General features: G+C 75.9%; 23 protein-coding genes and 1 riboswitch. Of the genes, 12 read left to right on the top strand and 11 right to left on the bottom strand.

Annotated elements, in window-relative coordinates; all coding sequences use genetic code 11:
* Positions 1-105 precede the first annotated feature (105 nt).
* Entirely contained in the window at positions 106-1,929 is a 1,824-nt protein-coding gene (locus AC3EVP_RS05800) for a 3-keto-alpha-glucoside-1,2-lyase-like domain-containing protein (RefSeq protein ID WP_435126833.1), read from the top strand.
* Positions 1,930-1,981: 52 nt separating this feature from the next.
* Here the strand turns inward: AC3EVP_RS05800 and AC3EVP_RS05805 are convergent, their stop codons facing one another.
* Positions 1,982-2,410: a MerR family transcriptional regulator gene (locus tag AC3EVP_RS05805; protein WP_435126835.1), complete on the bottom strand. Its 429-nt coding sequence runs from the start codon at positions 2,408-2,410 to the stop codon at positions 1,982-1,984.
* Between the two features lie 100 nt (positions 2,411-2,510).
* Here AC3EVP_RS05805 and AC3EVP_RS05810 point away from each other — a divergent pair, with 100 nt between their 5' ends.
* Positions 2,511-3,806 (top strand): MFS transporter, encoded by a 1,296-nt coding sequence (locus AC3EVP_RS05810; RefSeq protein ID WP_435126837.1) that lies wholly within the window; start codon positions 2,511-2,513, stop codon positions 3,804-3,806.
* 18 nt (positions 3,807-3,824) lie between these two features.
* On the opposite strand, the gene AC3EVP_RS05815 is transcribed toward AC3EVP_RS05810, so the two are convergent.
* The gene (locus AC3EVP_RS05815) at positions 3,825-5,006 is read right to left on the bottom strand and encodes a DUF6745 domain-containing protein (RefSeq protein ID WP_435126839.1); all 1,182 of its coding nucleotides are present in this window, start codon (positions 5,004-5,006) and stop codon (positions 3,825-3,827) included.
* Positions 5,007-5,110: 104 nt separating this feature from the next.
* Complete coding sequence (locus AC3EVP_RS05820; protein ID WP_435126841.1) at positions 5,111-5,437, bottom strand: hypothetical protein; 327 nt, start codon at positions 5,435-5,437, stop codon at positions 5,111-5,113.
* Positions 5,438-5,703: 266 nt separating this feature from the next.
* Here AC3EVP_RS05820 and AC3EVP_RS05825 point away from each other — a divergent pair, with 266 nt between their 5' ends.
* The 5 genes from AC3EVP_RS05825 to AC3EVP_RS05845 are packed head-to-tail and all read left to right on the top strand — an operon-like array spanning position 5,704 to position 11,035.
* Entirely contained in the window at positions 5,704-6,663 is a 960-nt protein-coding gene (locus AC3EVP_RS05825) for an STM4015 family protein (protein ID WP_335972597.1), read from the top strand.
* A complete protein-coding gene (locus AC3EVP_RS05830) occupies positions 6,663-7,919 on the top strand; it encodes an STM4014 family protein (RefSeq protein WP_435126844.1) in 1,257 nt (418 codons plus the stop codon). Before AC3EVP_RS05825 ends, AC3EVP_RS05830 begins: the two co-directional genes overlap by 1 nt.
* Before the next feature lie 7 nt (positions 7,920-7,926).
* On the top strand, positions 7,927-8,736 hold the full coding sequence (locus AC3EVP_RS05835; RefSeq protein ID WP_435127369.1) for an STM4013/SEN3800 family hydrolase: 810 nt from the start codon (positions 7,927-7,929) through the stop codon (positions 8,734-8,736).
* 21 nt (positions 8,737-8,757) lie between these two features.
* On the top strand, positions 8,758-10,137 hold the full coding sequence (locus AC3EVP_RS05840) for an STM4012 family radical SAM protein (RefSeq protein WP_435126846.1): 1,380 nt from the start codon (positions 8,758-8,760) through the stop codon (positions 10,135-10,137).
* Between the two features lie 7 nt (positions 10,138-10,144).
* Entirely contained in the window at positions 10,145-11,035 is an 891-nt protein-coding gene (locus AC3EVP_RS05845) for an STM4011 family radical SAM protein (RefSeq protein WP_435126848.1), read from the top strand.
* Here the strand turns inward: AC3EVP_RS05845 and AC3EVP_RS05850 are convergent.
* Positions 11,022-11,954, bottom strand: coding sequence for an NADP-dependent oxidoreductase (locus tag AC3EVP_RS05850; RefSeq protein ID WP_435126850.1), 933 nt, complete (start codon positions 11,952-11,954; stop codon positions 11,022-11,024). The genes AC3EVP_RS05845 and AC3EVP_RS05850 overlap by 14 nt on opposite strands.
* Positions 11,955-12,055: 101 nt before the next feature.
* On the opposite strand from AC3EVP_RS05850, the gene AC3EVP_RS05855 reads away from it, so the two are divergent.
* Positions 12,056-12,625 carry a TetR/AcrR family transcriptional regulator gene (locus AC3EVP_RS05855; RefSeq protein WP_435126852.1) on the top strand — a complete coding sequence of 190 codons (570 nt, stop codon included), beginning with the start codon at positions 12,056-12,058 and terminating at the stop codon, positions 12,623-12,625.
* Between the two features lie 93 nt (positions 12,626-12,718).
* Here AC3EVP_RS05855 and AC3EVP_RS05860 read toward each other — a convergent pair whose 3' ends face one another.
* A complete protein-coding gene (locus tag AC3EVP_RS05860) occupies positions 12,719-13,204 on the bottom strand; it encodes a MarR family winged helix-turn-helix transcriptional regulator (RefSeq protein WP_435126854.1) in 486 nt (161 codons plus the stop codon).
* A 123-nt stretch (positions 13,205-13,327) separates the two neighbouring features.
* Between AC3EVP_RS05860 and AC3EVP_RS05865 the strand changes: the two genes are divergently transcribed.
* Positions 13,328-13,741 carry a VOC family protein gene (locus AC3EVP_RS05865; protein ID WP_435126856.1) on the top strand — a complete coding sequence of 138 codons (414 nt, stop codon included), beginning with the start codon at positions 13,328-13,330 and terminating at the stop codon, positions 13,739-13,741.
* Between the two features lie 75 nt (positions 13,742-13,816).
* On the opposite strand, the gene AC3EVP_RS05870 is transcribed toward AC3EVP_RS05865, so the two are convergent.
* The 6 genes from AC3EVP_RS05870 to AC3EVP_RS05895 form a co-directional block, all read right to left on the bottom strand.
* The gene (locus AC3EVP_RS05870) at positions 13,817-15,514 is read right to left on the bottom strand and encodes a chloride channel protein (protein WP_435127371.1); all 1,698 of its coding nucleotides are present in this window, start codon (positions 15,512-15,514) and stop codon (positions 13,817-13,819) included.
* A gap of 206 nt (positions 15,515-15,720) precedes the next feature.
* Positions 15,721-16,467 (bottom strand): (2Fe-2S) ferredoxin domain-containing protein, encoded by a 747-nt coding sequence (locus tag AC3EVP_RS05875; protein ID WP_435126858.1) that lies wholly within the window; start codon positions 16,465-16,467, stop codon positions 15,721-15,723.
* Positions 16,464-17,282 carry an ABC transporter ATP-binding protein gene (locus AC3EVP_RS05880; RefSeq protein ID WP_435126860.1) on the bottom strand — a complete coding sequence of 273 codons (819 nt, stop codon included), beginning with the start codon at positions 17,280-17,282 and terminating at the stop codon, positions 16,464-16,466. Before AC3EVP_RS05880 ends, AC3EVP_RS05875 begins: the two co-directional genes overlap by 4 nt.
* A 336-nt stretch (positions 17,283-17,618) precedes the next feature.
* A complete protein-coding gene (locus tag AC3EVP_RS05885) occupies positions 17,619-18,725 on the bottom strand; it encodes a FecCD family ABC transporter permease (protein ID WP_435126862.1) in 1,107 nt (368 codons plus the stop codon).
* On the bottom strand, positions 18,722-19,795 hold the full coding sequence (locus tag AC3EVP_RS05890) for an ABC transporter substrate-binding protein (protein ID WP_435126864.1): 1,074 nt from the start codon (positions 19,793-19,795) through the stop codon (positions 18,722-18,724). Before AC3EVP_RS05890 ends, AC3EVP_RS05885 begins: the two co-directional genes overlap by 4 nt.
* Before the next feature lie 19 nt (positions 19,796-19,814).
* Positions 19,815-20,020: riboswitch (cobalamin riboswitch) on the bottom strand.
* A 142-nt stretch (positions 20,021-20,162) separates the two neighbouring features.
* Positions 20,163-20,891, bottom strand: a complete 729-nt coding sequence (locus AC3EVP_RS05895; RefSeq protein ID WP_335972563.1) for a TetR/AcrR family transcriptional regulator — start codon at positions 20,889-20,891, stop codon at positions 20,163-20,165.
* A gap of 55 nt (positions 20,892-20,946) precedes the next feature.
* On the opposite strand from AC3EVP_RS05895, the gene AC3EVP_RS05900 reads away from it, so the two are divergent.
* The 3 genes from AC3EVP_RS05900 to AC3EVP_RS05910 are packed head-to-tail and all read left to right on the top strand — an operon-like array spanning position 20,947 to position 23,899.
* On the top strand, positions 20,947-22,059 hold the full coding sequence (locus AC3EVP_RS05900; RefSeq protein WP_435126867.1) for an LLM class flavin-dependent oxidoreductase: 1,113 nt from the start codon (positions 20,947-20,949) through the stop codon (positions 22,057-22,059).
* A complete protein-coding gene (locus AC3EVP_RS05905) occupies positions 22,056-23,015 on the top strand; it encodes a sulfurtransferase (protein WP_435126869.1) in 960 nt (319 codons plus the stop codon). The genes AC3EVP_RS05900 and AC3EVP_RS05905 overlap by 4 nt, the downstream gene beginning before the upstream one ends.
* Positions 23,012-23,899 (top strand): LLM class flavin-dependent oxidoreductase, encoded by an 888-nt coding sequence (locus AC3EVP_RS05910; RefSeq protein ID WP_335972557.1) that lies wholly within the window; start codon positions 23,012-23,014, stop codon positions 23,897-23,899. The genes AC3EVP_RS05905 and AC3EVP_RS05910 overlap by 4 nt, the downstream gene beginning before the upstream one ends.
* Positions 23,900-23,936: the final 37 nt, after the last annotated feature.

Here is a 23,936-nt window from a genome sequence, read left to right on the forward strand (position 1 = left end):
TGCTCTTTCCCGCACGTGCATTGACGCCCCATCCGGCCCAGTTGTACCGTCGCCGCAATTGCAACGATGCAAAGAGTCCGGACCACGGACGCGAGAGGACTCCCCATGGAATGGCGACGGTGGCACCGGACGGGACCGCCCCGACTGATCATGCTCCTGACCGCGGTGATCCTGGCGGCGACCGCCGCCGTGGCCACCGCGCCGAGCGCCTCGGCCAACGCGGCGGGCGGAAGTATGTACACCCGCGCCTCGACGAACGAGTTCCTGGCCTACTCGCGGGTCATCCGGCTCGCGCACAGCGGCAGCGCGGACGGCACGCTCATCGGCTCCTTCGAGCACGCGAACCTGGACGGCAGCGCGTCCGGCTTCGTGATCCGCAGCTCCGCCGACGACGGCGCCGACTGGCAGACGCTCAGCACCGTCAGCGACCCGCTGACCGGCGCGGGCCACCCCTCGGACCAGTTCTGGCAGCCGTTCCTGTACGAACTGCCGCAGCAGATGGGCGCCTACCCGGCCGGCACCCTGCTGCTGGTCGGCAACATCGCGCCCAGCAGCCAGGCCGAGACCGACTTCGTGCTGTGGCGCAGCACCGACCACGGCGCCAGCTGGACGTACCAGGACATCGTGCAGAAAGGCGGCGGCGGCTCCGGCGCGCCCCACGGCGGCTCCGGCATCTGGGAGCCGTTCCTGACCACCGACGGCGCCGGCCGGCTGGCGATGTACTTCTCCGACGAGCGCCCGGAGCCGGCGCACGCGCAGATCATCGCGCACATGGTCTCCGACGACGGCGGCGTGACCTGGAGCGCCAACCCGGACGGGTCGACGAACTTCGCGCCGGGCCTGGTCGCCGACGTCGAGAGCACCTCCGACACCGACCGGCCCGGGATGCCGACCGTCGCCACCCTCCCGGACGGCCGCATGGTGATGGCGTACGAGATCTGCGGCGACGGGCGCAACTGCGAGGCGCACACCAAGACGTCCACCGACGGCGGCACCACGTGGGGGAGCGGGCCCTCCGACCTGGGGACGGAGGCCGTCACCTCCGACGGCCGCTACCTCGGCAGCAGCCCCTACATCGTCTGGAGCCCGCAGGGCGGACCCGACGGGCAGCTGATGCTGGCCGGCATGCGCACCCGCTTCACCGGATCGAACGACTTCACGCCGGAGGACCGGCAGGCGGTGTTCGTCAAGGACCCCGACTCCACCGGCTCCTGGTCCTGGACCCCGGCCCCGTTCGAGCCCGCCGCCACCGACGACTCCAGCTGCAAGACCAACTACAGCCCTGACCTGCTGCTCGGCACCACCGGAGCCACCGTCCGCCTGACCACGCCCACCGTCGGCGGCGCGACGGGCTGCGAGGAGGGCACGGCCGAGGGCAACTCCGGAGTGCTGCCCTACACCGGCGACTTCGCCAACGGCACGTCGGGCTGGATCGACTACGGGGGCTGCTGGACCACCTCCGGCGGCGTGCTGTCGGAGACCTGCGGCGGCGACGGCGGCGACAAGTCCATCGCGGGCTCCACCGGCTGGACCGACTACCGCCTGGCGGGCGACGTGCGGATCGACAGCGGGACGCAGGCGGGCTTCCTCGTCCGCGCCTCGAACCCGGCCACGGGCACCGACGCGCTGAACGGCTACTACGTGGGCGTCTCCGCGTCGAGCCTCTTCCTCGGCCGGCAGAACGGCGGGTGGACCGCACTGGCCGACACCCCGATCTCCGGCGGCCTTGCCAACGGCACCTGGTACCACGTCGAGGTGCAGGTGAGCGGCTGCACGCTGGAGGTGACCGGCACACCCGCCGACGGCGGGCCGACCGCGAGCTTCAGCTACCAGGACACCGGCTGCGCCTTCACGCAGGGCGCGATCGGCGTGCGCGACCAGTCCAGCACGGCGAGCTGGCGGAACATCACCGTCAGCAGCGCGAGCTGACCGCCTCCCGCCCCGGGCCGCCGCGCCCGGGGCGGGCACCAGTCGGCGCCGGTCAGCTCGGCGGCAGGTCCGCGGCGGTCAGGGCCGCGTCGACGCGGGCGCGGATCTCGGCGCCGGTCACCGGACAGCTCAGCGGGTGGTCCGACGGGCAGTCCATCATGTGCCGCAGCAGGGCGGCGGCCCGGGTGAGCCGTTCGATCCGCTCCTGCATCGCGCCGTACTCGGCGGCGATGAGCGCGTGCCGCTCGGGCGCGTGCGCGCTGGACATCACGGCCGCGGTGTCGGCCAGCGACATCATGCCGTCGTCGTGCCACTGCTGCGCGTACGCCAGGCGCTCCAGGGCCGCCCGGTCGTAGTGGCGCACCCGGCCGCGCCGGGCCGCGGGACGGATCAGTCCGCGCTCCTCGTAGTAGCGCAGTGTCGGCACCGAGACCCCGAAGGCGCGGGCGACCTCGCTGATCGAGTACAGCTGGCGCGGCATGCGCACCTCCCGGGACGACGGCCTTGCGCTCAAGTCCGCTTGAGCGCGCAGGGTGGTCACCAGCGTAACCGAACCACCCGAGCGCCTGGAGGCTCCTGCCGTGTCCGCGTCCCCGCCGCCCGCCGCGACCACCAGCTCCGCCGCGGCCGCCGGTGCCGCCGCCGAAGACGCCACCGCCGCCGCGCCGCGCGGGCGCACCGCGCCGCCGTCCGCCAAGGGCGCCGGCGCGCTGCTCGTCGTCGGCTTCGTGCTGATGAGCCTGAACACCCGTGTCGCGTTCGGGCAGGTCGGGCCGCTCGCCCCGGTCGCGGGCTTCAGCCAGGCCACGGTCTCCCTGCTGGGACTGCTGCCGCCGCTGTGCATGGGCGCGTTCGCGCCGCTCGCGGGCGCGGTGCGGCGGCGGCTCGGCGAGGAGCGCGGCCTGTGGTGGGCTGCGCTGGTGGTGGTGGCCGGCGCGGTGCTGCGGATGTGCGGCATGGGCGGGCTGTTCGCCGGCACCGTCGTGGTCAGCGCGGCCACCGCCGTCGTCAATGTGCTCATCCCGGTCCTGGTGCGCACCCGCTTCCCGCGGGAGCGCGTCGGCACGATGATGGGCGTCTACGCCCTGGCGATGGGCACCGGTTCGGCGCTGGTCGCGGCCCTGGTGGTGCCCGTCGCCCGCGCGACCGGCAGTTGGCAGCCCGCGATCGGCCTGGCGGTGGTGCCCGCGGTGCTGGCCGCCGCCGGGATGACCGCGCCGGCGCGCGACCGCCCCCGCCCGGCACAGCCCCCCACCCCCGCCGTCACCGGCACCCGGCACAGCGAACGGCCGCACGTGGCGCGCACCGCGGTCGCCTGGAGCCTGACCGCCTTCTTCGGTGTCCAGACCCTCGCCTTCTACACCACGCTCGCCTGGCTGCCCTCGATCCTGGTGCGGTCCGGCGTCGCCAGCGGCGCCGCGGGCTCCGGCCAAGCGCTGCTGATCTGCGGTGTCGCCGTCGGCGGGTTCGTCGCGCCGGTGCTCGCGGCCAAACGCGCCGACCAGCGCCCGCACATCCTCGGCACCGCCCTGGCCTGCGCCGCCGGCTTCACCGGGCTGCTGCTCGCCCCCGCCGGCAGCTGGACGGTGTGGGTGGCGGTCCTCGGGATGGGGCTCGGCGCCGGGCAGGCGCTGCCCGGCGTGCTCTACTCCCACCGCGGGACGGACCGCGACCACGTCACGGCCCTGTCCACCATGGCCCAGACCTGCGGCTTCCTGCTCGCCGCCACCGGCCCGGTGCTCGCGGCCGCCCTGCACGGCGCCACCGGCGGCTGGACCGCGCCGCTGACCGCGCTCGTCGTCCTGCTGTGCGGGTGCGCGGTGGCCGGGATGCGCGCGGGCCACGACCCGGTACGGCCCGGCCTCGTACGGCGCTGAACGGACGCCCGGCCCGGGTCAGGTCTGCTGCATCGGTTCGTACGCCTCCGCGGCCACCCCGAAGGTCCAGGCGACGCCCTCCCGGGCGGTGCGGGTCGAGGGCGGCACCCGCAGCCAGTACGTGCGGTGGGTGCCGTCCGGCTCCGGGGTGGAGTTGACCACCTCCACCATCACCACCGGCTCGTCGCCGGTGAGGTCGATCCGCCACAGCACGCCCGTCTCGTCGCGGTGCACCGGGCGGGCGCCGGACTCGGCGAGGTACCGGTCGTAGCCGTAGTACTCCAGCATCACCCGCCGCAGTTCGGCGTTCTCCTCCGCGCGGATGCGGTCCGGCGTGAGGGCGCCCAACTCCGCCAGGAACGACGCGGGCACCGGCATGCCGCGCCACGCGTGGAGGGCGAACCCGTCGGGGTAGGCGAGCGCGGGGCCCGCGCCGTGGTCCAGGCGCCCGGCCTCGTCGCGGTGCAGGGCGACCGGGCGCTCGCTCACCACCGCGACCCGCGCGAACGGCCACCACCAGCCGGCGTGGCGGCACACCTGGGCGAGCCCGTCCAGCGGGGGCAGGTCCGCCGGGAAGGCCGCCAGCCACGGGGCGTCGTGCTGGCCGAGCACCGCGTCGAGCATCAGCAGCCGGACCTCGGTCGCCACCCGTTCGTACGCCGCCCGCTCCTCCCGCGGAAGCCCCGCGGCGCCCCCGGTCGCCCCGCCGGGCGCGGTCGGGGCGACCCCGGTGACGTCCTCGACGACGCCTTCCCGGACGCGGTCGACCAGCGCCTGCGTCGCCGCCCACAGCCGCCCGCCGCTCGCACCCCAGTGCGCCGACCAGCCCGCCGCGCCCAACTCGGTGTGCAGCCGGGCGCGTTCGGCCGCCCACGGGGCCGTACGGATCTGCTCGCGCAGGCTGGGACCGGCGTCCGGCAGGGCGCGCAGCACATCGACGGCCTCGCGCGGCGAGCCGACCCAGCGGATCTCCCGCGGCTGCGGCAGCCCGGCCCGCGTGTAGGCGAGCCGTATCCCGCGCTCGGCGGCCGCCCGGTCGGCCGGGCCGGTCGCCGAGGCGTACTCCCGCCAGACCCGCACCGGGTCGCCCGGCGCGCCCTCGCCCGCCGCGCTACCCACCGGGGCCACTTGCCCCACCACGCCCGCCGGGTCCGTCGCCGTCCCCACCGCGTCCACCATGCTCATCGCGTTCCCGTCCATCCCCTGCTCTGCCCCGATCCCGATGCCTGCTGCCTGATGCCGATACCTGATCCGACGCCAGATCCGATGCCTGACGGCGTGCGACGCGCGTGCCCGCGCCCCGCTCAGTCCGCGACGATCCGCACCGACCCCGGTACGTACTCCCGCTGACGGATCACCCGGAACCAGCCGCGCGGCAGCGTGATCGTCGCGTGCTCCTCGTGCACCACCCGGCCGCCCTGCGGCAGATGGAGCAGGAACGGCCCGAACGGACCCGGCTCCCGGACCAGTTCGCCCGGCCCGACCACCGCGTGGGCGTGACCGGTGACCTCGCCCAGCGCCAGCACCAGCCGGCCGCGCGCGTCCCGCGGCTCCCGGTCGGCCGCGCCAACGTGGGCGGGCAGCGCCTCCGCCGCCACGGGCACCATCAGCACGTCTCCCTGCCGGTACACGGCACACCTCCTCCCCAAGGCGGCGCACCGCGCGCCGGCCATCTGTCTTCGACCCTAGGGCCGGGCACTGACAACGGCCGGCGGCAACGGCCGGCGGCAGCGGCCGGCGGCGGTTGACGGCAAGACAGCCGCCAACCGCCCGCGGCGCCGCGCCCGTTCGCCCGCCCGGCACCCGCCGGACCACCCCTGCACGGCTGTTGTCAGACCCGGTTGGTACAACTGCGGGCACCAGGCACCACCCGGATCTTCCGCACAGGAGCAGGCGCATGACCATCGGCGACCACCTCGACGAGCTGCACGGGCTGCCCGCCTTCGACTTCCCGGGCCCCGACGCGCCCGTGGCCGGCCTCCCGGGCCCCGACACGGTCGCCTGGCGCGTCCGCGGCGAGGTGTACGACTCCGACGAGGACTGGCACGGCGCCTTCGCCCGCTTCTGCGGCGCCGTCGACACCACCCGGGTCAAGGCGCTGATCGTGGGCGCCTGGGAGGAGGCGTACGACAGCTCGTCCGACCCCGTCGTGGAGGCGCTGGCCGGCGCCCGCGACCGCTTCCCCGCCCTGCGCGCGGTGTTCATCGGCGACATGGTGATGGAGGAGTGCGAGATCTCCTGGATACACCAGGGCGACGTCACCCCGGTGCTGGCCGCCTACCCCGAGCTGCTGGAGCTGGGCGTGCGCGGCGGCACGGAACTGGAGTTCCCCGCCGTCGAGCACGCCGCCCTGCGCCGGCTGGTGATGGAGACCGGCGGGCTGCCCGCCCAGGTGGTGCGCGGCGTCGGCGCCAGCGACCTGCCGGCGCTGGAGCACCTGGACCTGTGGCTCGGCACCCCCGACTACGGCGGCGACAGCGAGGTGTCCGACCTGGAGGGCATCCTGTCCGGCGTCCGCTTCCCGAAGCTGCGCCACCTCGCCCTGCGCAACAGCGAGATGCAGGACGCGGTCGCGGCGGCGGTCGCCGCGGCGCCGGTCGTGGCCCGACTGGAGGTGCTGGACCTGTCCATGGGCGTCCTGACCGACGAGGGCGCCGGCGCGCTGCTGGCCGGCCAGCCGCTGACCCACCTCACCACGCTCGACCTGCACCACAACTACCTGAGCGACCCGATGCGGGAGCGGCTGACCGACACCCTGCGCCCGTCCGGCGTCGAGGTGGACGTCGACGCCGACGACGCCGACGAGGACCGCGAGAGCGACGGCACCGTCTGGCGCTACGTCTCCGTGGGCGAGTGATGGCCTCCCCGGCGAGCAGGGCCGCACCGCGCCTCGCGGTCGTCGGCAACCCGGAGAACCGGCGCGTCACGCTCTTCGCGGACGCCGTCCGGGCCGCCGGGCTGCCCGCCCCGCGCGTCGTCGCCTGGCGCGACGTCCTGCGCGACGGCGGCGCCGACTTCGACCCGCGCGAGGTCGTACGGCTCGACTCGCCGGGGGAGGACGCCGAGGTCGACCGGCGGCTGCGCGGCGCGGGCCACGCCGCCACGCGGGTGGACGGCTCCGCCCGCTGGTACACCGGGTTCCTGGCCGCCGTCGCCGGGCTGCGCGGCGGACGGCGGCTGGACGACCCGGCCGACCTCGCCGTGCTGTTCGACAAGCGGCGCTGCCACGCGGTACTGCGCGCCGCCGGGATACCGGTCCCGGACTCGCCGACCTCCGGGCCCGGCGCGGCCCCGGTCCGCGGCTGGGACGACGTGCGCACGGCCGTCCGCGAGCACCGCATGCCGCGGCTGTTCGTCAAACCCGCACACGGCTCCTCCGCGTCCGGGGTGCTGGCCGTGGAAACCGCGGGCGGCGGGCGGATACGGGCCACCACCTCCGTGGAGCGCGGCGCCGACGGCCATCTGCACAACTCCCTGAAGGTGCGCCGGTACGAGGACGAGGCCGACATCGCCGCGATCGTCGACGCGCTCGCCCCCGACGGCCTGCACCTGGAGCGCTGGCTGCCCAAGGCGTCCCAGTCCGGGCGCGCCGCGGACCTGCGCGTCGTCGTGGTCGGCGGCCGCGCCACCCACGCGGTGGTGCGCACCAGCCGGTCCCCGCTGACCAACCTCCACCTCGGCGGGCGGCGCGGCGACCTCGCCGCCGCCCGCGCCGCGGTGGAGGCGTCCGGCGCGAGCTGGGGCGACTTCCTCGACGTGTGCGAGCGCGCCGCCGCCTGCTTCCCGCGCACCCTGTGCGTCGGCGTCGACCTGCTCCCCGCGGTCGGCTGGCGCCGCTCCTTCGTCGGCGAGGTGAACGCCTTCGGCGACCTCCTCCCGGGCCTGCCGGGCCTGTCCGGCGGTCCCGCCGAGGGCCTGACCACCTACGCCGCCCAGGTCAGGGCGCTGCTGGAGGAGCCGCCCGGCCCACCGACCGCACCCGACCCCGACGACCCGGCCGCGCCGAGCACTCGGCACCTCCTGCCCACGCGGCCCACCCCACCCATCCTGCCCGCCCCGCCCGCCCCGCACGACGAAGGACGCCTGGATGCCCGCCGCCCCGCCGGCCGCTGAGCCGGACATGACCGAGGTCGTCGGCAGCCACGACCTCCTGCTGGTCACCCTGGACACCCTGCGCCACGACGTCGCCGCCGAGCTGGCCGCGCGCGGCCGCATCCCGCACCTGGCCCGGCACCTCCCCGGCGGGCGGTGGGAGGAGCGGCACGCGCCCGGGAGCTTCACCTACGCCTCGCACCAGGCGATCTTCGCCGGCTTCCTGCCCACCCCGGCCGCCCCGGGCCCGCACGCCCGGCTGTTCGCCGCGCGCTTCGCCGGGAGCGAGACCACCGCGCCCGGCACCTTCGTCTACGACACGCCGGACCTCGTCTCCGGGCTGGCCGCCGCCGGCTACCACACCGCCTGCGTGGGCGGGGTCGGCTTCTTCAACCGGCGCGGCCCGCTCGGCTCGGTGCTGCCCGGGCTCTTCCACGAGGCCCACTGGACCGAGGAGTTCGGCGTCACCTCGCCCACCTCGTTCGAGCACCAGGTCGCCTGCGCCGAGGACATCGTGCGCGCCCTGCCGCCCGAGCGCAGGCTGTTCCTCTTCGTCAACGTCTCCGCGCTGCACCAGCCGAACTGGTTCCACCTGCCCGGCGCCGGGCGCGACGCCGGGGACAGCCGCGCCACCCACGCCGCCGCGCTGGAGTACGTCGACCGGCACATCGGGCGGCTCTTCGCCGCCGCGAGCAGCCGGCGCCGCTGCTTCGCGATCGTCTGCTCCGACCACGGCACCGCCTACGGCGACGACGGCTACACCGGCCACCGTCTGGGCCACCCCTCGGTGTGGACCGTGCCGTACGCCCACTTCTTCCTCGACCCCCAGCACCCGTGAGTTGAAAGGTAGGGCCGCCCGATGACCGTCGCCCCACCCCCCGCCGCCGTCACCCCCGACGCTCTCGACGCCCTCGACGGCGGGCCCTACCAGAGCTACGTCTACGCCTATCCGCACAAGACCGCCTACCGGCCGCTGCCCGACCGGCCCGCGCTGCGCGACCTGTGGACGGGCGAACCGCAGCACAGCCTCTCGCTCTACCTGCACATCCCCTTCTGCGAGGTCCGCTGCGGCTTCTGCAACCTCTTCACCCGGGTCGGCGCCCCCGACGGCCTGACCGGCGCCTACCTCGACGCCCTGGAGCGGCAGGCGGGCGCGGTGCGCGCCGCCCTGGAGGACGGGGCCCGCTTCGCCACCGCCGCGTTCGGCGGCGGCACCCCCACCTTCCTGACCGCCGCCGAGCTGACCCGGCTGTGCGACATCGCCGAGCAGCACATGGGCGCCGACCTGCGGGCCGTACCGCTGTCCGTCGAGGCGTCCCCGGCCACCGCCACCGCCGACCGGCTGCGGGTGCTCGCCGAGCGCGGCACCACCCGGCTCAGCCTCGGCGTGCAGAGCTTCGTCGGCACCGAGGCGCGCGCCGCCGTCCGCCCCCAGCGCCGCGCCGACGTCGAGGCCGCCCTCGGCCGGGTCCGGGACGCGGCCATCCCCGTGCTGAACATCGACCTCATCTACGGCATCGACGGCCAGACCGACCGCAGTTGGCGCGAATCCCTGGACGCGGCCCTGGCCTGGCGCCCCGAGGAGCTCTACCTCTACCCGCTCTACGTCCGCCCGCTGACGGGCCTGCACCGCCGCGGCACGCAGGACGCGCAGGACCCCGATCCGGCCTGGGACGAGCAGCGGCTGCGCCTGTACCGCGCCGGCCGCGACCACCTGCTCGCCCACGGCTACACGCAGCAGTCCATGCGGATGTTCCGCCGCGCCGACGCCCCGCCCCAGGGCGCCGACGACTACGCCTGCCAGACCGACGGCATGATCGGCCTGGGCTGCGGCGCCCGCTCCTACACCTCCGGCCTGCACTACTCCTTCGACTACGCGGTGGGCATGCACCAGATCCGCGGCATCATCGACGACTTCGCGGCCCGCCCTGCGGCCGACTTCGCCCGCGCCGAGACCGGCCGCCGGATCGACACCGGCGAGGCCCGCCGACGCCACCTGCTCCAGTCGCTGCTCCAGGCCGCCGGGCTCGAACACGCCGGCTACCGGGCCCGGTTCGGCGCCGCGCCCGCCGACCACTTCGGCGCCGTGCTCGACCGCCTCGCCGACCGCGGCTGGCTCACCGACGACGGCACCACCCTGCGGCTGACCCCCGAGGGCCTGGCCCACTCCGACGCGATCGGCCCGGCCCTGTTCTCCCCGGCGGTGCGCGCCGCGATGGCCGCCTACGAGCGGAAGTGAGCACCCGGTGGACCTGACCCTGCTCTACCGCGGACCGCTCGCCTCCTGCGACTACGACTGCCCGTACTGCCCGTTCGCCAAGCGCCGCGACACCGGGGAGCAACTGCGCGCCGACCGGGCCGCGCTCGAGCGCTTCACCGACTGGGCGCGGCAGCAGGGCAGCGAAGACTGGCTGTCGATCCTCTTCACCCCCTGGGGCGAGGGCCTGGTCCGCTCCTGGTACCGGCGCGCCCTGACCGAACTGTCCCGGCTGCCGCACGTCCGGCGCGTCGCGATCCAGACCAACCTGAGCTGCCGCACCGACTGGCTGGAGGCGGCGGACCTGGACACGGTCGCCCTGTGGTGCACCTACCACCCCGGGCAGACGCCCTACGACCGCTTCCTGGGCAAGTGCCGCGACCTGGCCGGGCGCGGTGTGCGCTTCAGCGTCGGCGTGGTCGGGCAGCCCGAACACCTCGACGCGGCCCGGCGGTTGCGCGCCGACCTGCCCGGCCACGTCTACCTGTGGGTCAATGCCGCCGAGGGCCGCGCGTACACCGACGAGGAGGCCGGCATCTGGACCGGCATCGACCCCCTCTTCCCGTACAGCAGGCACCCGCACGCCAGCGCCGGACTGCCCTGCCGCACGGGTGAGTCGGTGGTCTCCGTCGACGGCGCGGGCACCGTACGCCGCTGCCACTTCGTGCCCGCACCGCTCGGCAACCTCTACGACGGCAGCTTCCGGGCCGCCCTGCGCCCGCGCCCCTGTCCGCTGACCGCGTGCGACTGCCACATCGGCTACGTCCACCTCAACACCCTCCCGCTGTACGACGTGTTCGCGGGCGGTGTCCTGGAACGCATCCCGGCCGCCGTCCCGGCAACGGCGCCAGGGGCGGGGCCGCGGCTCAGCCTGGAGTGATGATCAGCTTGCCGCGTGCGCCCGCGCCGCCCTGCTCCAGTTCGGTGAGCGCCGGGACCGCCTGGGACAGCGGGACGGTCCGGGCGATCGGCTGCCGCAGGGTGCCCTCGCCGGCCGCCCGGGCGACCGTTTCGATGTCCTCGGTGACCGGCCGGGCGATCACGACGTTGAACGGACCGGGCAGGACGCTCCGGGCGAGGTTCGCCGGGGTGGGCAGCACACTGACGATCCGGCCGCCGGGCTTGAGCAGCGCCCGGGCGGACTTCAGCGGCAAGGGGCCGGCGGCGACGAGCACGATGTCGAACCGCCGCGCGAGCGGGGCCGGGTCGAAGTCGAAGCCGACGACGGGCTCAACGCCGAGGGCGCGGGCCTCGTCGGCGGCGCTGTCGCGGCAGCTGCCCGCGACCGTGGCCTGGCGGGCGAGGGCGATCTGCACCGCGGAGCGGCCGACGCCGCCGAGGCAGCTGTGCACGAACACGGCGTGGCCCGCCCGCAGCCTGCCCTTGGAGATCAGGGCCTGAAGGGCGGTGATGCCGACGGTCGGGACCGCGGCGGCGTCCTCGAACGACAGCGCCGCGGGCTTGTGCACGACGTCCCTCTCCCGCGCCACGACCACGTCGGCGAACGCGCCCGCGGCCTTGATGGGCGTCCCGCCGAGCACCTCGTCGCCCACCCGCAGCCGGGTGACGCCGTCGCCGACCGCCTCCACGACGCCCGCGAAGTCGTAGCCCATGGCGCGGGGGAAGCGCCGGCCGGTCACCTGCTTCATCCGGCCCTCGCGGATGCCGAAGTCCATCGGGTTGGCCGCGGCGGCGCGGACGCGGACGAGGATCTCGCCGGTGCCGGGCCGCGCGGGCTCGAAGTCCTCCAGCCGCATGACCTCGGGCCCGCCGTACTGGTGGTACTGGATGCGTTTCATGGTTCGCCGTTCCTCCGCCGGTGCTGCACCGAGAGTGATGGGACTTGGTTCCATCACCTACGGTACACGAGTGACGGGACCGAGTCCCGTAGACTGGGCCCATGGCCCGCTGGGAACCGAATGCCGCCGAACGGCTCGCGCACGCCGCACTGGAGCTGTTCGACGAGCGGGGATACGACAACACCACCGTGATCGACATCGCGCAGCGCGCGGGGCTGGGGAAGAGCACCTTCTTCCGGCACTTCCAGGACAAGCGGGAAGTGCTCTTCGGCGGCGGCTCGATCGATGTGCTGCTGGTGGCGGCGATCGCCGCGGCGCCGGAGAGCGCGGCGCCGCTGGACGCGGTCGGCCGCGCGCTGGACGCGGTCGGCCGGGAGGTCTTCACCCCCGAGCGCCGGGCGTTCGTCGCCCGCCGGCAGGCGGTGATCGACGCCCACCCCGAACTGCGGGAGCGCGAGGCGCTGAAGAACCTCGCCCTCGTGGCGTCGGTGGCCGACGCGCTCAGGCGGCGCGGGGTGCCCGACACGACCGCGCGGGTGGCCGCGGAACTCGGCGCGCTCGCCTCCGCGATGGCCTTCGACCGCTGGAGCCGCACGTCGGACGGCGACGACTTCGACACGCTCGCCCGGCAGGCGTTCGAGGAGGTGCGGGCGGCCGCGTCCGGCTGCTGAAAGGGTTGGCCGGGCGGTAGCCGCGGCGGTTCCGGCGGGGGTCGGTCGGGCGGCGCGCGCGGGCGGGTGGCCGGGCGGCGCGCGCCCGGCGGGTCACCAGGCGGGCAGGCTCGCAGAGTTGGCGGCGGGCTCGGCGCCCGCCTCGGTGAAGGCGTGCAGCGCCCCCAGCAGTTCGCGGCGCCGCACGGCGGGCATCGCGTCCACGATCCGGGCGATCTCCTTGCGGCGGCGCTCGGTCGCCTCCGTGACGGTGCGGCGCCCGGTGGCGGTCAGGGAGATCAGCGTGGTGCGGCGGTCGGTGGGCACCGTGCCCCGTTCGACCATGTCCACGGCGACCAGCCGGTCGATCATCCGCATCGCGGTGGACGGCTGGACGTCCAACTCCGCGGCCAGCGCGGACAGGCTGAGCGGTCCGCGGCTGTGCAGGGCCACGAGCATCCGGAACTGCGGCAGCGTCAAGGACTCCTCGACCGACGCGAGCGAGCGGGCGGAAACGGCGACCAGGAGCCGCGAGGCGGTCAGCAGCGCGCTGACCATGGCCTCGGCGTCGTTGTCCGGCACGGACGGGGAAGCGACCATGGACACCTTTCTACATCCCCGGCCGTGTCCCCGGCAGGCACCGGCCCCCTCGGCCGGCGGAGAAGACGGGGCACGGGCCGTGGGCGCCTGCCGCGGGCGGGCCGGCGGTGGAAGACTCGGCCCATGCACCCTGCGGCCCGGCTCCTCGCGATCACCCTCGACTGCCCCGATCCGATCCGGCTGGCCCGGTTCTACCAGGGTTTTCTCGGCGGGCAGGTGGCGGCGACCGAGGCGCACGACTTCGCCGCGCTCACCGGCACCGGCGGCGCCCGGCTCGACTTCCAGCGGACCGCGAACCCGGCCGCGCCCGCCTGGCCGGACCCCGCCGCCGCACGCCGCCAGCATCTCGACTTCGCGGTGGCCGACATGGCGGCCGCGGAACAGCGCCTTCGGGAGTTGGGCGCGGAGGTGTCCGAGCACCAGCCGGGCGGCGACCGGTTCAAGGTCTTCGTGGACCCGGCCGGGCACCTGCTCTGCATCGTTCCGCGCGACGCCGCGGACCTGCCGGCGGAACTGCTCGCCCCGGTGGCCGGTTGACCGTCGACGGCCGCGCTCCGGAGCCGGCGCGCGGCTTGCGCGGCGGGTCCTGGACGCCGTACGGGGCGTCCCGTCTCAGCCGGCGGCCGCGGCGGCGCTCCGCGACGGTCCGCGCAGCGCGTGCAGGACGGCCTGGTGGGTGATCCAGCCGGTCAGGTGCGCCCGGTCGTCGTCGAGCACCGGCAGCCCGGCGCCTTCGGAGCCGACCAGGGCGTCCAGGGCGGTGGACAGGTCGGTGGCGGCGGTGACGGGCGCCGGCAGGTGGGTGATGGACCGCACGGTCGCGTCCGCGTGGGCGCCGTCGGCAAGGGTCTCGGCGGCGGTACGGGCGGTGGCGGTGCCGAGGTAGGCGCCGTCGGCGGTCACCGGCAGGACGCCGTGCGGGGAGCGGGCCAGCGCCTCGGCGGCGCCGGCGAGCGGGGTGGCGCCGTCCAGGGGCGGGGGGACCGCTTCCATCACGGCGCCCACGGTGATCCCGGCCAGCACGGTGTCGCCCGGGGCCTGGTCGAGGTCGATGCCACGGCGGCGCAGCTTGAGGGTGTAGATGGTGTCGGCGGACAGGGCGCGGCTGGTCAGGGTGGCGAGCACGATCGCGGTCATGAGCGGCAGGATGATCGTGTACTCGCCGGTGAGTTCGAACATGATGACCACCGCGGTGATCGGGGCGCGGGCCGCGCCGGCGAAGGCGGCGCCCATGCCGATCAGGCCGTAGGCGCCGACCGGTCCGGCGCCGCCGGGCAGCAGGTGGTGGGCGGCGGCACCGTAGGCGGCGCCGAGCATGGCGCCCATGAACAGCGAGGGCGCGAAGACCCCGCCGCTGCCGCCGATGCCGATGGTCAGGCTGGTGGCGAGCATCTTGCCCAGCAGCAGGACGACCAGGAACCCGATCGCGTACTTCCCGCCGACGGCCCGCTCCAGGACGGGGTAGCCGACGCCGTACATCTCGGGCAGGAGCAGCAGGAGGCCGCCGAGCAGGAGGCCGCCGACCGCGGGGCGGGCCCACTCCGGGCCGCGCCAGGCCCAGTCGCAGGCGTCCTCCACCCGGTACAGGACCCGGGTGAAGGCGACGCCGACGGCGCCGGCCAGTACGCCGAGCAGGGCGAAGAGCAGGTACTGCGAGAGGTGGGTCACGGTGAAGGCGGGCAGGTGCAGGAACGGCTCGTCGCCGAACGCGGCGCGGCCGATGACGCTCGCGGTGACCGAGGCCAGGACGACCATGCCGAACGACTCGGCGGTGAAGTCCCGCAGGATCAGCTCCATCGCGAAGAACACCCCGGCCAGCGGTGCGTTGAAGGTGGCCGCGATGCCGCCGGCCGCGCCGCAGGCGACCAGCACCCGCATCCGGTCCTCGGCGACCCGCACCGCGCGGCCGAGCGTGGAGCCCAGCGCGGAGCCGATCTGCACGATCGGGCCCTCGCGGCCGACCGATCCGCCGCCGCCCATGCACAGCGCGGACGCCAGCGACTTCACCACGGCGACCTGCGGCGCGATCCGCCCGCCGCGGCGCGCGACGGCGTACATCACCTCGGGGACGCCGTGGCCGCGGGCCTCGCCGGCGAAGCGCTGCACCAGCGGGCCGTAGACCAGGCCGGCCAGCACCGGGGCGAGCAGCACGAACCAGTGCCCGAGCCAGGGCACGTGCGGATTGGCGGCGCGGCCGGCGGCGGAGTAGTCGGTGTGGCCGGACAGCGCGCGGGTGAAGGTCCCGATCAGCCAGCGGAACGCGATCGCGCCCGCGCCCGCCCCGCACCCGACCGCCAGGGCCAGCACCAGCAGCCCGCCCTTCGCCTCCCGCAGCGCCGTCAGCAGGGCGGCCGGACCGCGTCCGACGCGGACAGCGCCCGCGGTGGCGGCCAGAGCGGCGTCCGGAGCGGCGTCCGCGGTGGCGGGGGAGGTGGGGGAGGCGGGGCGCTCGGGCGGGAGGTCGGCAGGCGTCAGCACGTTTGCATGATGCAACAAAAACCTTGCGCTGTGCAAACTTAGCACCCGGCAAAGTCCGGTGGGTGGGACGGCGGCCCGGCGCGGTGCCGGGGCAGGCGGTGCTCCGCCTCGGGGCGGCCGCCGGCGAGGTGGGCGGCCACGATCGCCGCGGCCGCCGCCGGGTCCACCCGGCCGTACCAGACGTCGTCGGGCTGCACGCTGACCACCGGTGCCTGGTTGCAGGGGAACTGGCAGCCGGTCTGCGTCACCAGCACGTCGTCGTCGCCGAGCCCGTGCGCGCCGAGCCCCCCGACCAGGGCGCGCAGGGTCGCGTCCGCGCCCTTCGCGGTGCAGCGCGGGCCGCGGCACACCAGGACCTGGTGGCGGTGGCCGGGCACCTCCGCCCAGGCGGCCGAGGTCAGGCCGGGCTCCGCGCCGGTGACCGGCCGCGCGGTGGCCGCGGCCGCGGCGACCTCCGCCAGGTCCCCGGCGAGCTTCGCGCCCACCCGCACCTCCGGGCGCGGGCCGCCGTGCTCCCGCCACCAGTACGCGGCGACCCGGCGCAGCCAGGACGGCCCCGGCCCGCCGCCGCCCAGCCGGACCCCGACGAGGACGACGGGGGCGCCGCCGGTGCCGGTGCCCTCTTCCGTGGTCCGCGCGTCCGCCAGCCGGGCCAACTCGGCCGTGAGCGACGGCTCGCCCTGCTGGAGGAAGGCGATCGTGGCGCCGGAGCGCCGGGCCAGGGCCAGCAGTTCGGCCCGGCGGCCCGCCTCCACCGCCGACATGCCGACCAGCACCAGGCTCATGACGCGTCCGCCCCGCGCAGTACGCCGTTCCACCGCACATGCGGGCGGTCGTGCACCGGATGGCGCGCCACGGTCACGTCCACCCCGTACACGCGCCCGACCAGTTCCGCGGTGAGCACCTGCTCCACCGGGCCGTGCGCGACCAGCCGGCCGCCGTGCAGGACGGCGATGTCCGCGCAGTAGGCGGCCGCGAGTTCGAGGTCGTGCAGCGCGGCCACCGCGGTGACGCCCAGAGCGCGGACCGTCTCCATGAACGCCAACTGGTGCCGCAGGTCCAGGTGGTTGGCCGGCTCGTCCAGCAGGAGCACATCGGGCTCCTGCGCCAGCGCCCGGGCGAGCTGGACCCGCTGGCGCTCGCCCCCGGACAGCGACGACCAGCTCCGGTCGAGCAGGGCGCCGACATCGGCGGCGGCCACCGCCCCGGCCAGTACGGCCTGCTCCCGCGCCGCCGCGGCCGAGCCCGGCGGCACCGGCCACCGGCCGCGGTGCGGGGTCCGGCCCAGCTCGATCACCTGTTGGGCCGTCAGGGGCAGGCCGGTGTCCGCCTGCTGCTCCATGAACGCCACCCGCCGCGCCCTGCGCCGGGCCGGCAGCGCGTACAGGTCCTGCCCGTCCAGCTCGACCCGCCCCCGGCCGGGCCGCCCCAGCCCGGCCAGGACCCGCAGCAGCGTGGTCTTCCCGGCGCCGTTCGGCCCGAGCAGGCCGGTCAGCCGGCCGGGGGCGAAGTCGAGCGCGACGTCCTCCAGCAGCACGGCGTCCCCGACCCGCACCCCGACCCCGGCGCACCCCAGCACCACCGGCTCCCGGGCGCTCACGCCCGGCCCCGCGGGTGGGGTTCGGCGGGGTGGTGGCGCGGGGTGCTCGGCGGCCGCCCTCCGCCCGTGGCGGATACCTGCCCGGGGTGGGGCTGCTGCCTGGCGGTCATGTGCGGCCTCGCGTGGTGGTTTCGGTGCGGTGGCGGCGGTCGGTGAGGGTGCGGTGTCGGGCGGTGGTTCGGCTGCTTGGCTGCGTTTGTGGGTGGCGGCTGTTCGGGGCGGTGTGTCGGTGCGGGGGCGGTGTGGGGCCCGCTGTCCGGGGGGCGGGGCTGTTGCGTGGGGGTCATGTGCGGCCTCGCGTGGTGACTCGGGTGGGGGAGGGGCGCCGGGCCGCGGTCATGGGCGGGCTCCCGCGGGGGCCGCGGTGCGGGTGCGGCGGCGGAGGAGGGCGGCGAAGAAGGGGGCGCCCAGCCCCGCGGTGATCACGCCGACCGGGATCTCCTGGTCGGGCAGGACGGACCGAGCGAGCAGGTCGCTGCCGACCAGGAGGGCCGCGCCGAGCAGCGCGGAGGCCGGCAGCAGGACCGCGTGCCCCGGGCCGCACAGCAGGCGGACGACGTGCGGGACCACGAGGCCGACGAAGCCGATGACGCCGGTCTCGGCCACCAGGCAGGCCGTCACCAGGGCGCAGGTGCCGACCAGGAGCCACCGCAGCCGTTCCACCGGAACGCCGAAGGAGCGTGCCGCGGTCTCGCCGAAGGCGAAGGCGTCCAGGTCCCGGGCCGCGGCGAGCGCCACCGCCGTTCCGGCGACGGCGACCGCCGCGAGGAACAGCGCCGTGTGCCACCGCACCCCGGCCACCGAGCCGAGCGTCCACTCCATGACACCGCGGGCGGCGTCCCGGTCGCCCAGGACGAGCACCACGAACGAGGTGAACGCTGCGCACATCTGCCCCACCGCGACCCCGGCGAGGACCGTGCGGGTCCCGGACAGCGACCAGGACCCCGCACCGGCCAGCGCCATGACGAGCGCCGCCGCGAGCAGCGCCCCCGCGAACGCGGCCACCGGCAGCGCACCGGCGGCCGCCGCGCCGGACGCGCCGACGCCGAGCACCAGTACGGTGACCGCGCCGACGGCGGCACCGTCGGAGATGCCCAGCAGGTAGGGGTCGGCGAGGTCGTTGCCGGTGAGCGTCTGGAGCACCGCGCCGCACACCGCGAGCCCGGCGCCGGTGGCCGCCGCACCCACCACCCGCGGCAGCCGCAGCTGCCAGACGATCTGGTCGTCCAGCAGCGTCACATGGTGGTCGCCCAGGCCCAGCCGCCGCAGCAGGACGTCGGCCACCACTCGCGGCGGCTCGTGCACCGACCCGATCGCGAGGCCGAGCAGGCACACCGCCAGCAGCGCCACCGCGGCCGCGGCCAGCACCGCAGCCGAGCGGGCCGCCGTACGGTCGCGGGCGCGGTCGGGCGTACGCGTACGCGTACGGTCCGCGGCCGTCACGACGCGGCGGGCAGCGCGGCCAGACCGGCCGCGACCCGGGCCGCGCCGTCCGCCAGGAGCACGCCGGGCGTCGACTCCGAGAACGGCACGACGACGAACGCGCGCCGGCGCACCGCGGCGAGCCGGCTCAGCACGGGGTCGTGCTCCAGATAGGAGATCTTGGCCGCGGCGCTGTCCCAGCTCGCGTCCGCGAGCACGATGGCGTCCGGGTCGGCGGCGGCCACCTGCTCCCAGCTCACGTTCTGCCAGCCGCCTTTCAGGGTGCCGAACACGTTGTGCGCGCCGACCGCGTCCAGGACGGTCTGCGGTCCGCCGTGGCCGGCCCCGACGTAGGGGGACTTGGTGCCGGAGTCGTACCAGAGCACGTCCAGGCCCTTGCCCGCGCCCTGGGCGGCCAGTGCGGCCAGCGCCGTCTTCTGCTGCCGCTCGATCGCGGCCGCCCGCTGCGGCACCCCGAAGACCGCGGCGATGTCGGCGAGTTCGCCCCACACCGCCTCGAACGACGCGGTGGGCACCTGCTTCGCGTCCGCGCAGCCGAAGGGCGACAGGTAGGAGCCGATGTGCTCGGCGGCCAGCTCGGCGCGGGTGCCGGCGACCTTGCCGGTGAAGGCGCTGGTGTAGGAGGCGTAGAGGAAGTCGGGGCGCGCGGCGAGGAGCTTCTCCTTGGACGGGTACTCCTTGCTGAGCACCGGCACGGAGTCGTAGGCGGCCTTCCACTTCGCCGGGATCGTGTCGTCGAGGTAGGCGGTGCCGGCCATCCGCGACTGGAGGCCCAGCGCGAGGGCGACCTCGGTGGCGCCCTCGTTGAGGGTGACCAGCCGCTTCGGGGGCGCGGCGACGGTGGTGGCCACGCCGCAACTGCGCACGCTGACCGGGGCGATGCTGCTGCGCGCGGTGGCGGAGGACGCCGGGCCGCTCGCGGCGGGCGCCCCCGTGCAGGCGGCCAGGCACCCGGTGGCCAGCAGGGCCGCGGCGGCGGCCGGCAGCCGTAGCGGGCGGGTGCGGGCCCGGGCGCCCGGGCGTATGAGACGGCTGATATGGCGGAACGGGCGCAGGGCGCTGCTCGGCACGTGTACTCCAAACCCTCGTGGAAGATGTCGCGCCGTGGCCGGTCTCCTGGCTTTCGCGTCGACGCTCCACGGCCGGCCTTCCCAGGCGTCCGTTGCCGGTCCGCCCAGTGGCCCCGACCGTCGTGGGGACGGTCGGCGCAGGGCCGCGGAACTCCGCGACTACAGTGGCGAGGGCCGCACCGGCTTCCGACCGGTTTCCCGTGCACCACGGCACGCGCACGCTACCAAACGCGCCGCCCCGCCCGGCCGGCCGGATCACGGGGCGCGGAGGGCCCGCACCGGCGCGGGGGCAGGGCCCGGTGCCAACGGCCGCGGCCCCGCCCGGAGTTGACGGGAAGGGCCGCGCGAGGGGAGTGCGGAGCGGAGGTCAGGACGGGCGGTCGGTGCCGTAGCCGTGCAGGAAGGCGTCGACGGCGCGGGTGACGCAGTCGCGGATCTCGGCCGCGCCCAGCGGCGGGCTGCCGTGGGGGCGGATGGTGATCTCCGAGGTCACCAGGGCGATGAAGTGCACGGTGGCGCGGGCGGGTTCGGGGATGCGCAGCAGCCCGGCGCCGGCGAGCTGCTCCAGCCGCCGGGCGACCTCCCGCTGGACGCGCTGCGGCCCGGCCTGCTGCCAGGCGTCGATCACGGCGGCGGGGAAGTGCTGCACCTCGGCCTTGATCTGCCGGATCATCGCGAAGTGCTCGGGGAACTGGGTGCGCTGGCCGACGAAGGCGCGGCCGAGCGCGAGCAGGTCGGCGCGCGGGTCGGTGCCGGTCACCTGCTTCTCGACGGTCGCTACGAACGCGTCCGCGACCTGCCCGGCGCTGTCGTGGACCACGTCGGAGAAGAGCTGGTCCTTGCCCTCGAAGTGGTTGTAGATGGTGCGCGTGGACACGCCGGCCTCGGCGGCGATCGCCTCGATGCTGGTGCGGCTGTAGCCCTCGCGGCCGAAGACGGTCCGGGCGCCCTGGGTGATGGCGTCGCGCTTGCCGGCCCGCCCGCCGGTTCGGGCGGGGCCGGGGCGCTCCGGTGCCGCCTTGCGGGCGGGGGCCGTCGGTGGGGTACTCAGGGGAAGCCTCCGATACGGGTCGTCGTCCGTTGCCCAATTTACCATGCACGTTGTACTTTACTTTGAGGGCTTTCCGTCAACCCGCCAGAGGACCGTGCACATGGATATCGGGACCATCACTTTCGGCACCCTACTCAGCGACCCCTTCACCGGGCACCGCGTCTCCCAGGCCGAGCGCCTCGACGAGGTGGTCCGCAGCGCGGTGCTCGCCGAGCGGCTCGGCTTCTCCTGGTTCACCGTGGGGGAGCACCACTTCGGGGAGCGCGACGTCATATCGGCGCCCCCGGTGGTGCTCGCGGCGATAGCCGCCCGCACCTCCACCATCACCCTGGCCACCGGCACCACGCTGGTCGCCAACCGCGACCCGGTGCTGGTCGCCGAGGACTACGCGACGCTCGACCAGCTCTCCGGCGGGCGGCTCCAGCTCATCGCGGGCGCGTCCTTCTTCCCCGACCCCTACACCGTCTTCGCCCAGCCGCCGGAGAGCAAGGCCGACCGCAAGCGGGAGAACCTCGAACTCCTGCTGCGCCTGTGGTCCGAGGACGAGCCCGAGGTGACCTGGCAGGGCGCCTTCCGCCCGCCGCTGGACGCGGTGCGGGTGCAGCCGCGGCTGCACCAGGCGCGGCCGCCGGTGTGGGTCAGCGGCGGCTCCAAGCCGGACTCGGTGCACCTGGCGGTCGAGACCGGGCTGCCGATGGTCTTCGGCACCACCGCCCGCCCGCCGCAGACCCACGCCCCGATGTTCGCGCTCTACCGCGAGCTGTGGGCCAAGGCCGGCCGCCCGGCCGAGCAGGCGCGCACCGGCGCCGCCAGCCACGTCTTCGTCGCCGACACCACCGCGCAGGCCCGCGAGCAGTGGCGGGAGTACTACGCCAACTACTTCCGCGGCGCGAAGCTGCCGGTCGGCGCCCGACCGCTCGCCTTCGACTTCGACGACCTGGTGGGCCCCGGCTCGGCGATCTGCGGCAGCCCCGCCGAGGTGGTCGACAAGCTCGGCCGGCTCCACGACCTGTGGGGCCACGACCTGCACCTGCTGTCCGTCGACATCGGCGGCATCCCGCACGCCAAGGTCGCCCGCGCCATGGAGCTGGTGGCCTCCGACGTGATCCCGCAGGTCGCGGGGCTCGGCGCGGACCGCCCCACCGGCGGTACCGTCGCCGCACCCCCGGCCGCCCAGGCCCCCTCGGTCGCCCAGGTCGGGGGCGCCGTATGAGCACCCCGGACGGCATACCCGCGCACATACCCGCGCCCACAGCCCCGCAGATACCGCCGGTCGTCCCGGCCGCCTGGGTACGGGAGCGTACAGCGGCCACCCCGGACACCGCCTCGGACGGCACCCTCGTACTCGCCGACGTCCGCTGGTACCTCGACGGCCGCTCCGGCCGCGACGCCTACCTCGCCGGGCACCTCCCCGGCGCCGTATGGGTGGACGTCGACACCGATCTGGCCGCGCCCGGCACCGCGGCCGGCGGCCGCCACCCGCTGCCCGCGGCCGAGGAGTTCGCCGCGCGGCTCGGCCGGCTCGGCATCGCCGACGACAGCGTGGTGGTCGCCTACGACGACCAGGGCGGTGGGTTCGCCGCGCGCCTGGTGTGGCTGCTGCGGCGCACCGGCCGCCGGGCCGCCCTGCTCGACGGCGGCCTGGCCGCGTGGGACGGCACCCTGGAGACCGGACCGGTGACCCGGGCGCCGGTGACCCGCGAGGTGACTCCGTGGCCGGCCCACCTGCTGCGCGACGCCGACGAGGCGGCCGCGGCCGGCCGCACGCCGACCGCCCTGCTCCTGGACTCCCGCGCCGCCGCCCGCTACTCGGGCGCCGACGCCCACGCCGGGGAGACCCGCACCGGGCACCTGCCCGGCGCGCTCAGCGCCCCCTGGCAGGACAACCTCACCGCCGGCGGCCTCTTCCGCCCGCCCGCCGAACTGCGCGCCCGGTTCGCCGCACTCGGCCTGACCGCGGCCGAGGAGGTGGTGTTCCACTGCGGCTCGGGCGTCACCGCCTGCCACAACCTGCTCGCCGTGGAACTGGCCGGGCTGCCGGACGCCGCGCTCTTCGTCGGCTCCTGGTCGGCGTGGTCGGCCGACCCGGACCGCCCGGTGGTGCAAGGCACCCGGCCGTTCGCGGCCGACGGAACCGGAGCGCCCGCGACCGGGGAGGCCGCGCGATGAGCCCCGTCGAAGGAACGCAGCTCGGCTTCGGCCTCGTCTCCCACTACCGCGGCCCCGACCCCGACCTGCTGGTGGCCGAGGCACGCCACGCCGAACAGCTCGGCTACGACCTGTTCGCGCTCAGCGACCACCTGCACAGCGACCGCGCCACCTGGGAGCCGTGGACCGCGCTGAGCTTCCTGGCCGCCGCGACCGACCGGATCACCCTGGCCACCGACGTACTCGGACTGCCCTACCGCGCCCCCGCGGTCCTGGCGAAGATGGCCGAGTCCCTCGACCGGCTCTCCGGCGGGCGGCTGGTGCTGGGCCTGGGCAACGGCGGCTACGAGGCCGAGTTCGCCGCCTTCGGGCTGAGCACCCGCACACCGGGCGAGAAGGTCGCGGCCCTCGACGAGGCCGTGCAGATCATCCGCGCCCTGTGGCGGCAGCCCCGGACGACGTTCCGCGGCCGGCACTTCTCCGTCCAGGACGCCCGCATCGAGCCGCGCCCCGCGCACCCCGTCCCGGTGTGGCTGGGCACCTACGGACCGCGGGCGCTGGCCGTCACCGGGCGCCTCGCGGACGGCTGGCTGCCGTCGCTGCAACGCCTCAGCCTGACCGAGGCGGTGGCGCTGCGGGACCGGGTGCGGGCCGCCGCCCGCGCGGCCGGACGCGACCCGGACAGCCTCACCTGCGCCTGCAACGTGCAGATCCGCCTGGGCGGGCCCGCCGCCGGCGGGCGCGTCGTCGCCGGGTCGTCGCAGCAGGTGGCCGAGCAGCTCGCGGCCGTGGTGCGCGCCGGGTTCACCTTCCCGCTGCTGTTCGGCCTGGACCACGCGGAGGACCGCGAGCGCTTCGCCGCCGAGGTGGCCCCGCTGGTGCGCGCCGAGTTCGCCCGGGCCTGACCCGGCCCCGCGGGCCCGCCGAGCCGCGAAGCCGCGG

This window comes from Actinacidiphila sp. bgisy144 (genome assembly GCF_057708105.1).

Bases quoted from the DNA above. Each gene is read 5' to 3' on its own strand.
- AC3EVP_RS05800 (WP_435126833.1), top strand. From the start codon at position 106: ATGGAATGGCGACGGTGGCACCGGACGGGACCGCCCCGACTGATCATG.
- AC3EVP_RS05805 (WP_435126835.1), bottom strand. From the start codon at position 2,410: ATGCCGCGCCAGCTGTACTCGATCAGCGAGGTCGCCCGCGCCTTCGGG.
- AC3EVP_RS05815 (WP_435126839.1), bottom strand. From the start codon at position 5,006: ATGGACGGGAACGCGATGAGCATGGTGGACGCGGTGGGGACGGCGACG.
- AC3EVP_RS05825 (WP_335972597.1), top strand. From the start codon at position 5,704: ATGACCATCGGCGACCACCTCGACGAGCTGCACGGGCTGCCCGCCTTC.
- AC3EVP_RS05830 (WP_435126844.1), top strand. From the start codon at position 6,663: ATGGCCTCCCCGGCGAGCAGGGCCGCACCGCGCCTCGCGGTCGTCGGC.
- AC3EVP_RS05835 (WP_435127369.1), top strand. From the start codon at position 7,927: ATGACCGAGGTCGTCGGCAGCCACGACCTCCTGCTGGTCACCCTGGAC.
- AC3EVP_RS05840 (WP_435126846.1), top strand. From the start codon at position 8,758: ATGACCGTCGCCCCACCCCCCGCCGCCGTCACCCCCGACGCTCTCGAC.
- AC3EVP_RS05850 (WP_435126850.1), bottom strand. From the start codon at position 11,954: ATGAAACGCATCCAGTACCACCAGTACGGCGGGCCCGAGGTCATGCGG.
- AC3EVP_RS05855 (WP_435126852.1), top strand. From the start codon at position 12,056: ATGGCCCGCTGGGAACCGAATGCCGCCGAACGGCTCGCGCACGCCGCA.
- AC3EVP_RS05860 (WP_435126854.1), bottom strand. From the start codon at position 13,204: ATGGTCGCTTCCCCGTCCGTGCCGGACAACGACGCCGAGGCCATGGTC.
- AC3EVP_RS05865 (WP_435126856.1), top strand. From the start codon at position 13,328: ATGCACCCTGCGGCCCGGCTCCTCGCGATCACCCTCGACTGCCCCGAT.
- AC3EVP_RS05875 (WP_435126858.1), bottom strand. From the start codon at position 16,467: ATGAGCCTGGTGCTGGTCGGCATGTCGGCGGTGGAGGCGGGCCGCCGG.
- AC3EVP_RS05895 (WP_335972563.1), bottom strand. From the start codon at position 20,891: ATGGTAAATTGGGCAACGGACGACGACCCGTATCGGAGGCTTCCCCTG.
- AC3EVP_RS05900 (WP_435126867.1), top strand. From the start codon at position 20,947: ATGGATATCGGGACCATCACTTTCGGCACCCTACTCAGCGACCCCTTC.
- AC3EVP_RS05905 (WP_435126869.1), top strand. From the start codon at position 22,056: ATGAGCACCCCGGACGGCATACCCGCGCACATACCCGCGCCCACAGCC.
- AC3EVP_RS05910 (WP_335972557.1), top strand. From the start codon at position 23,012: ATGAGCCCCGTCGAAGGAACGCAGCTCGGCTTCGGCCTCGTCTCCCAC.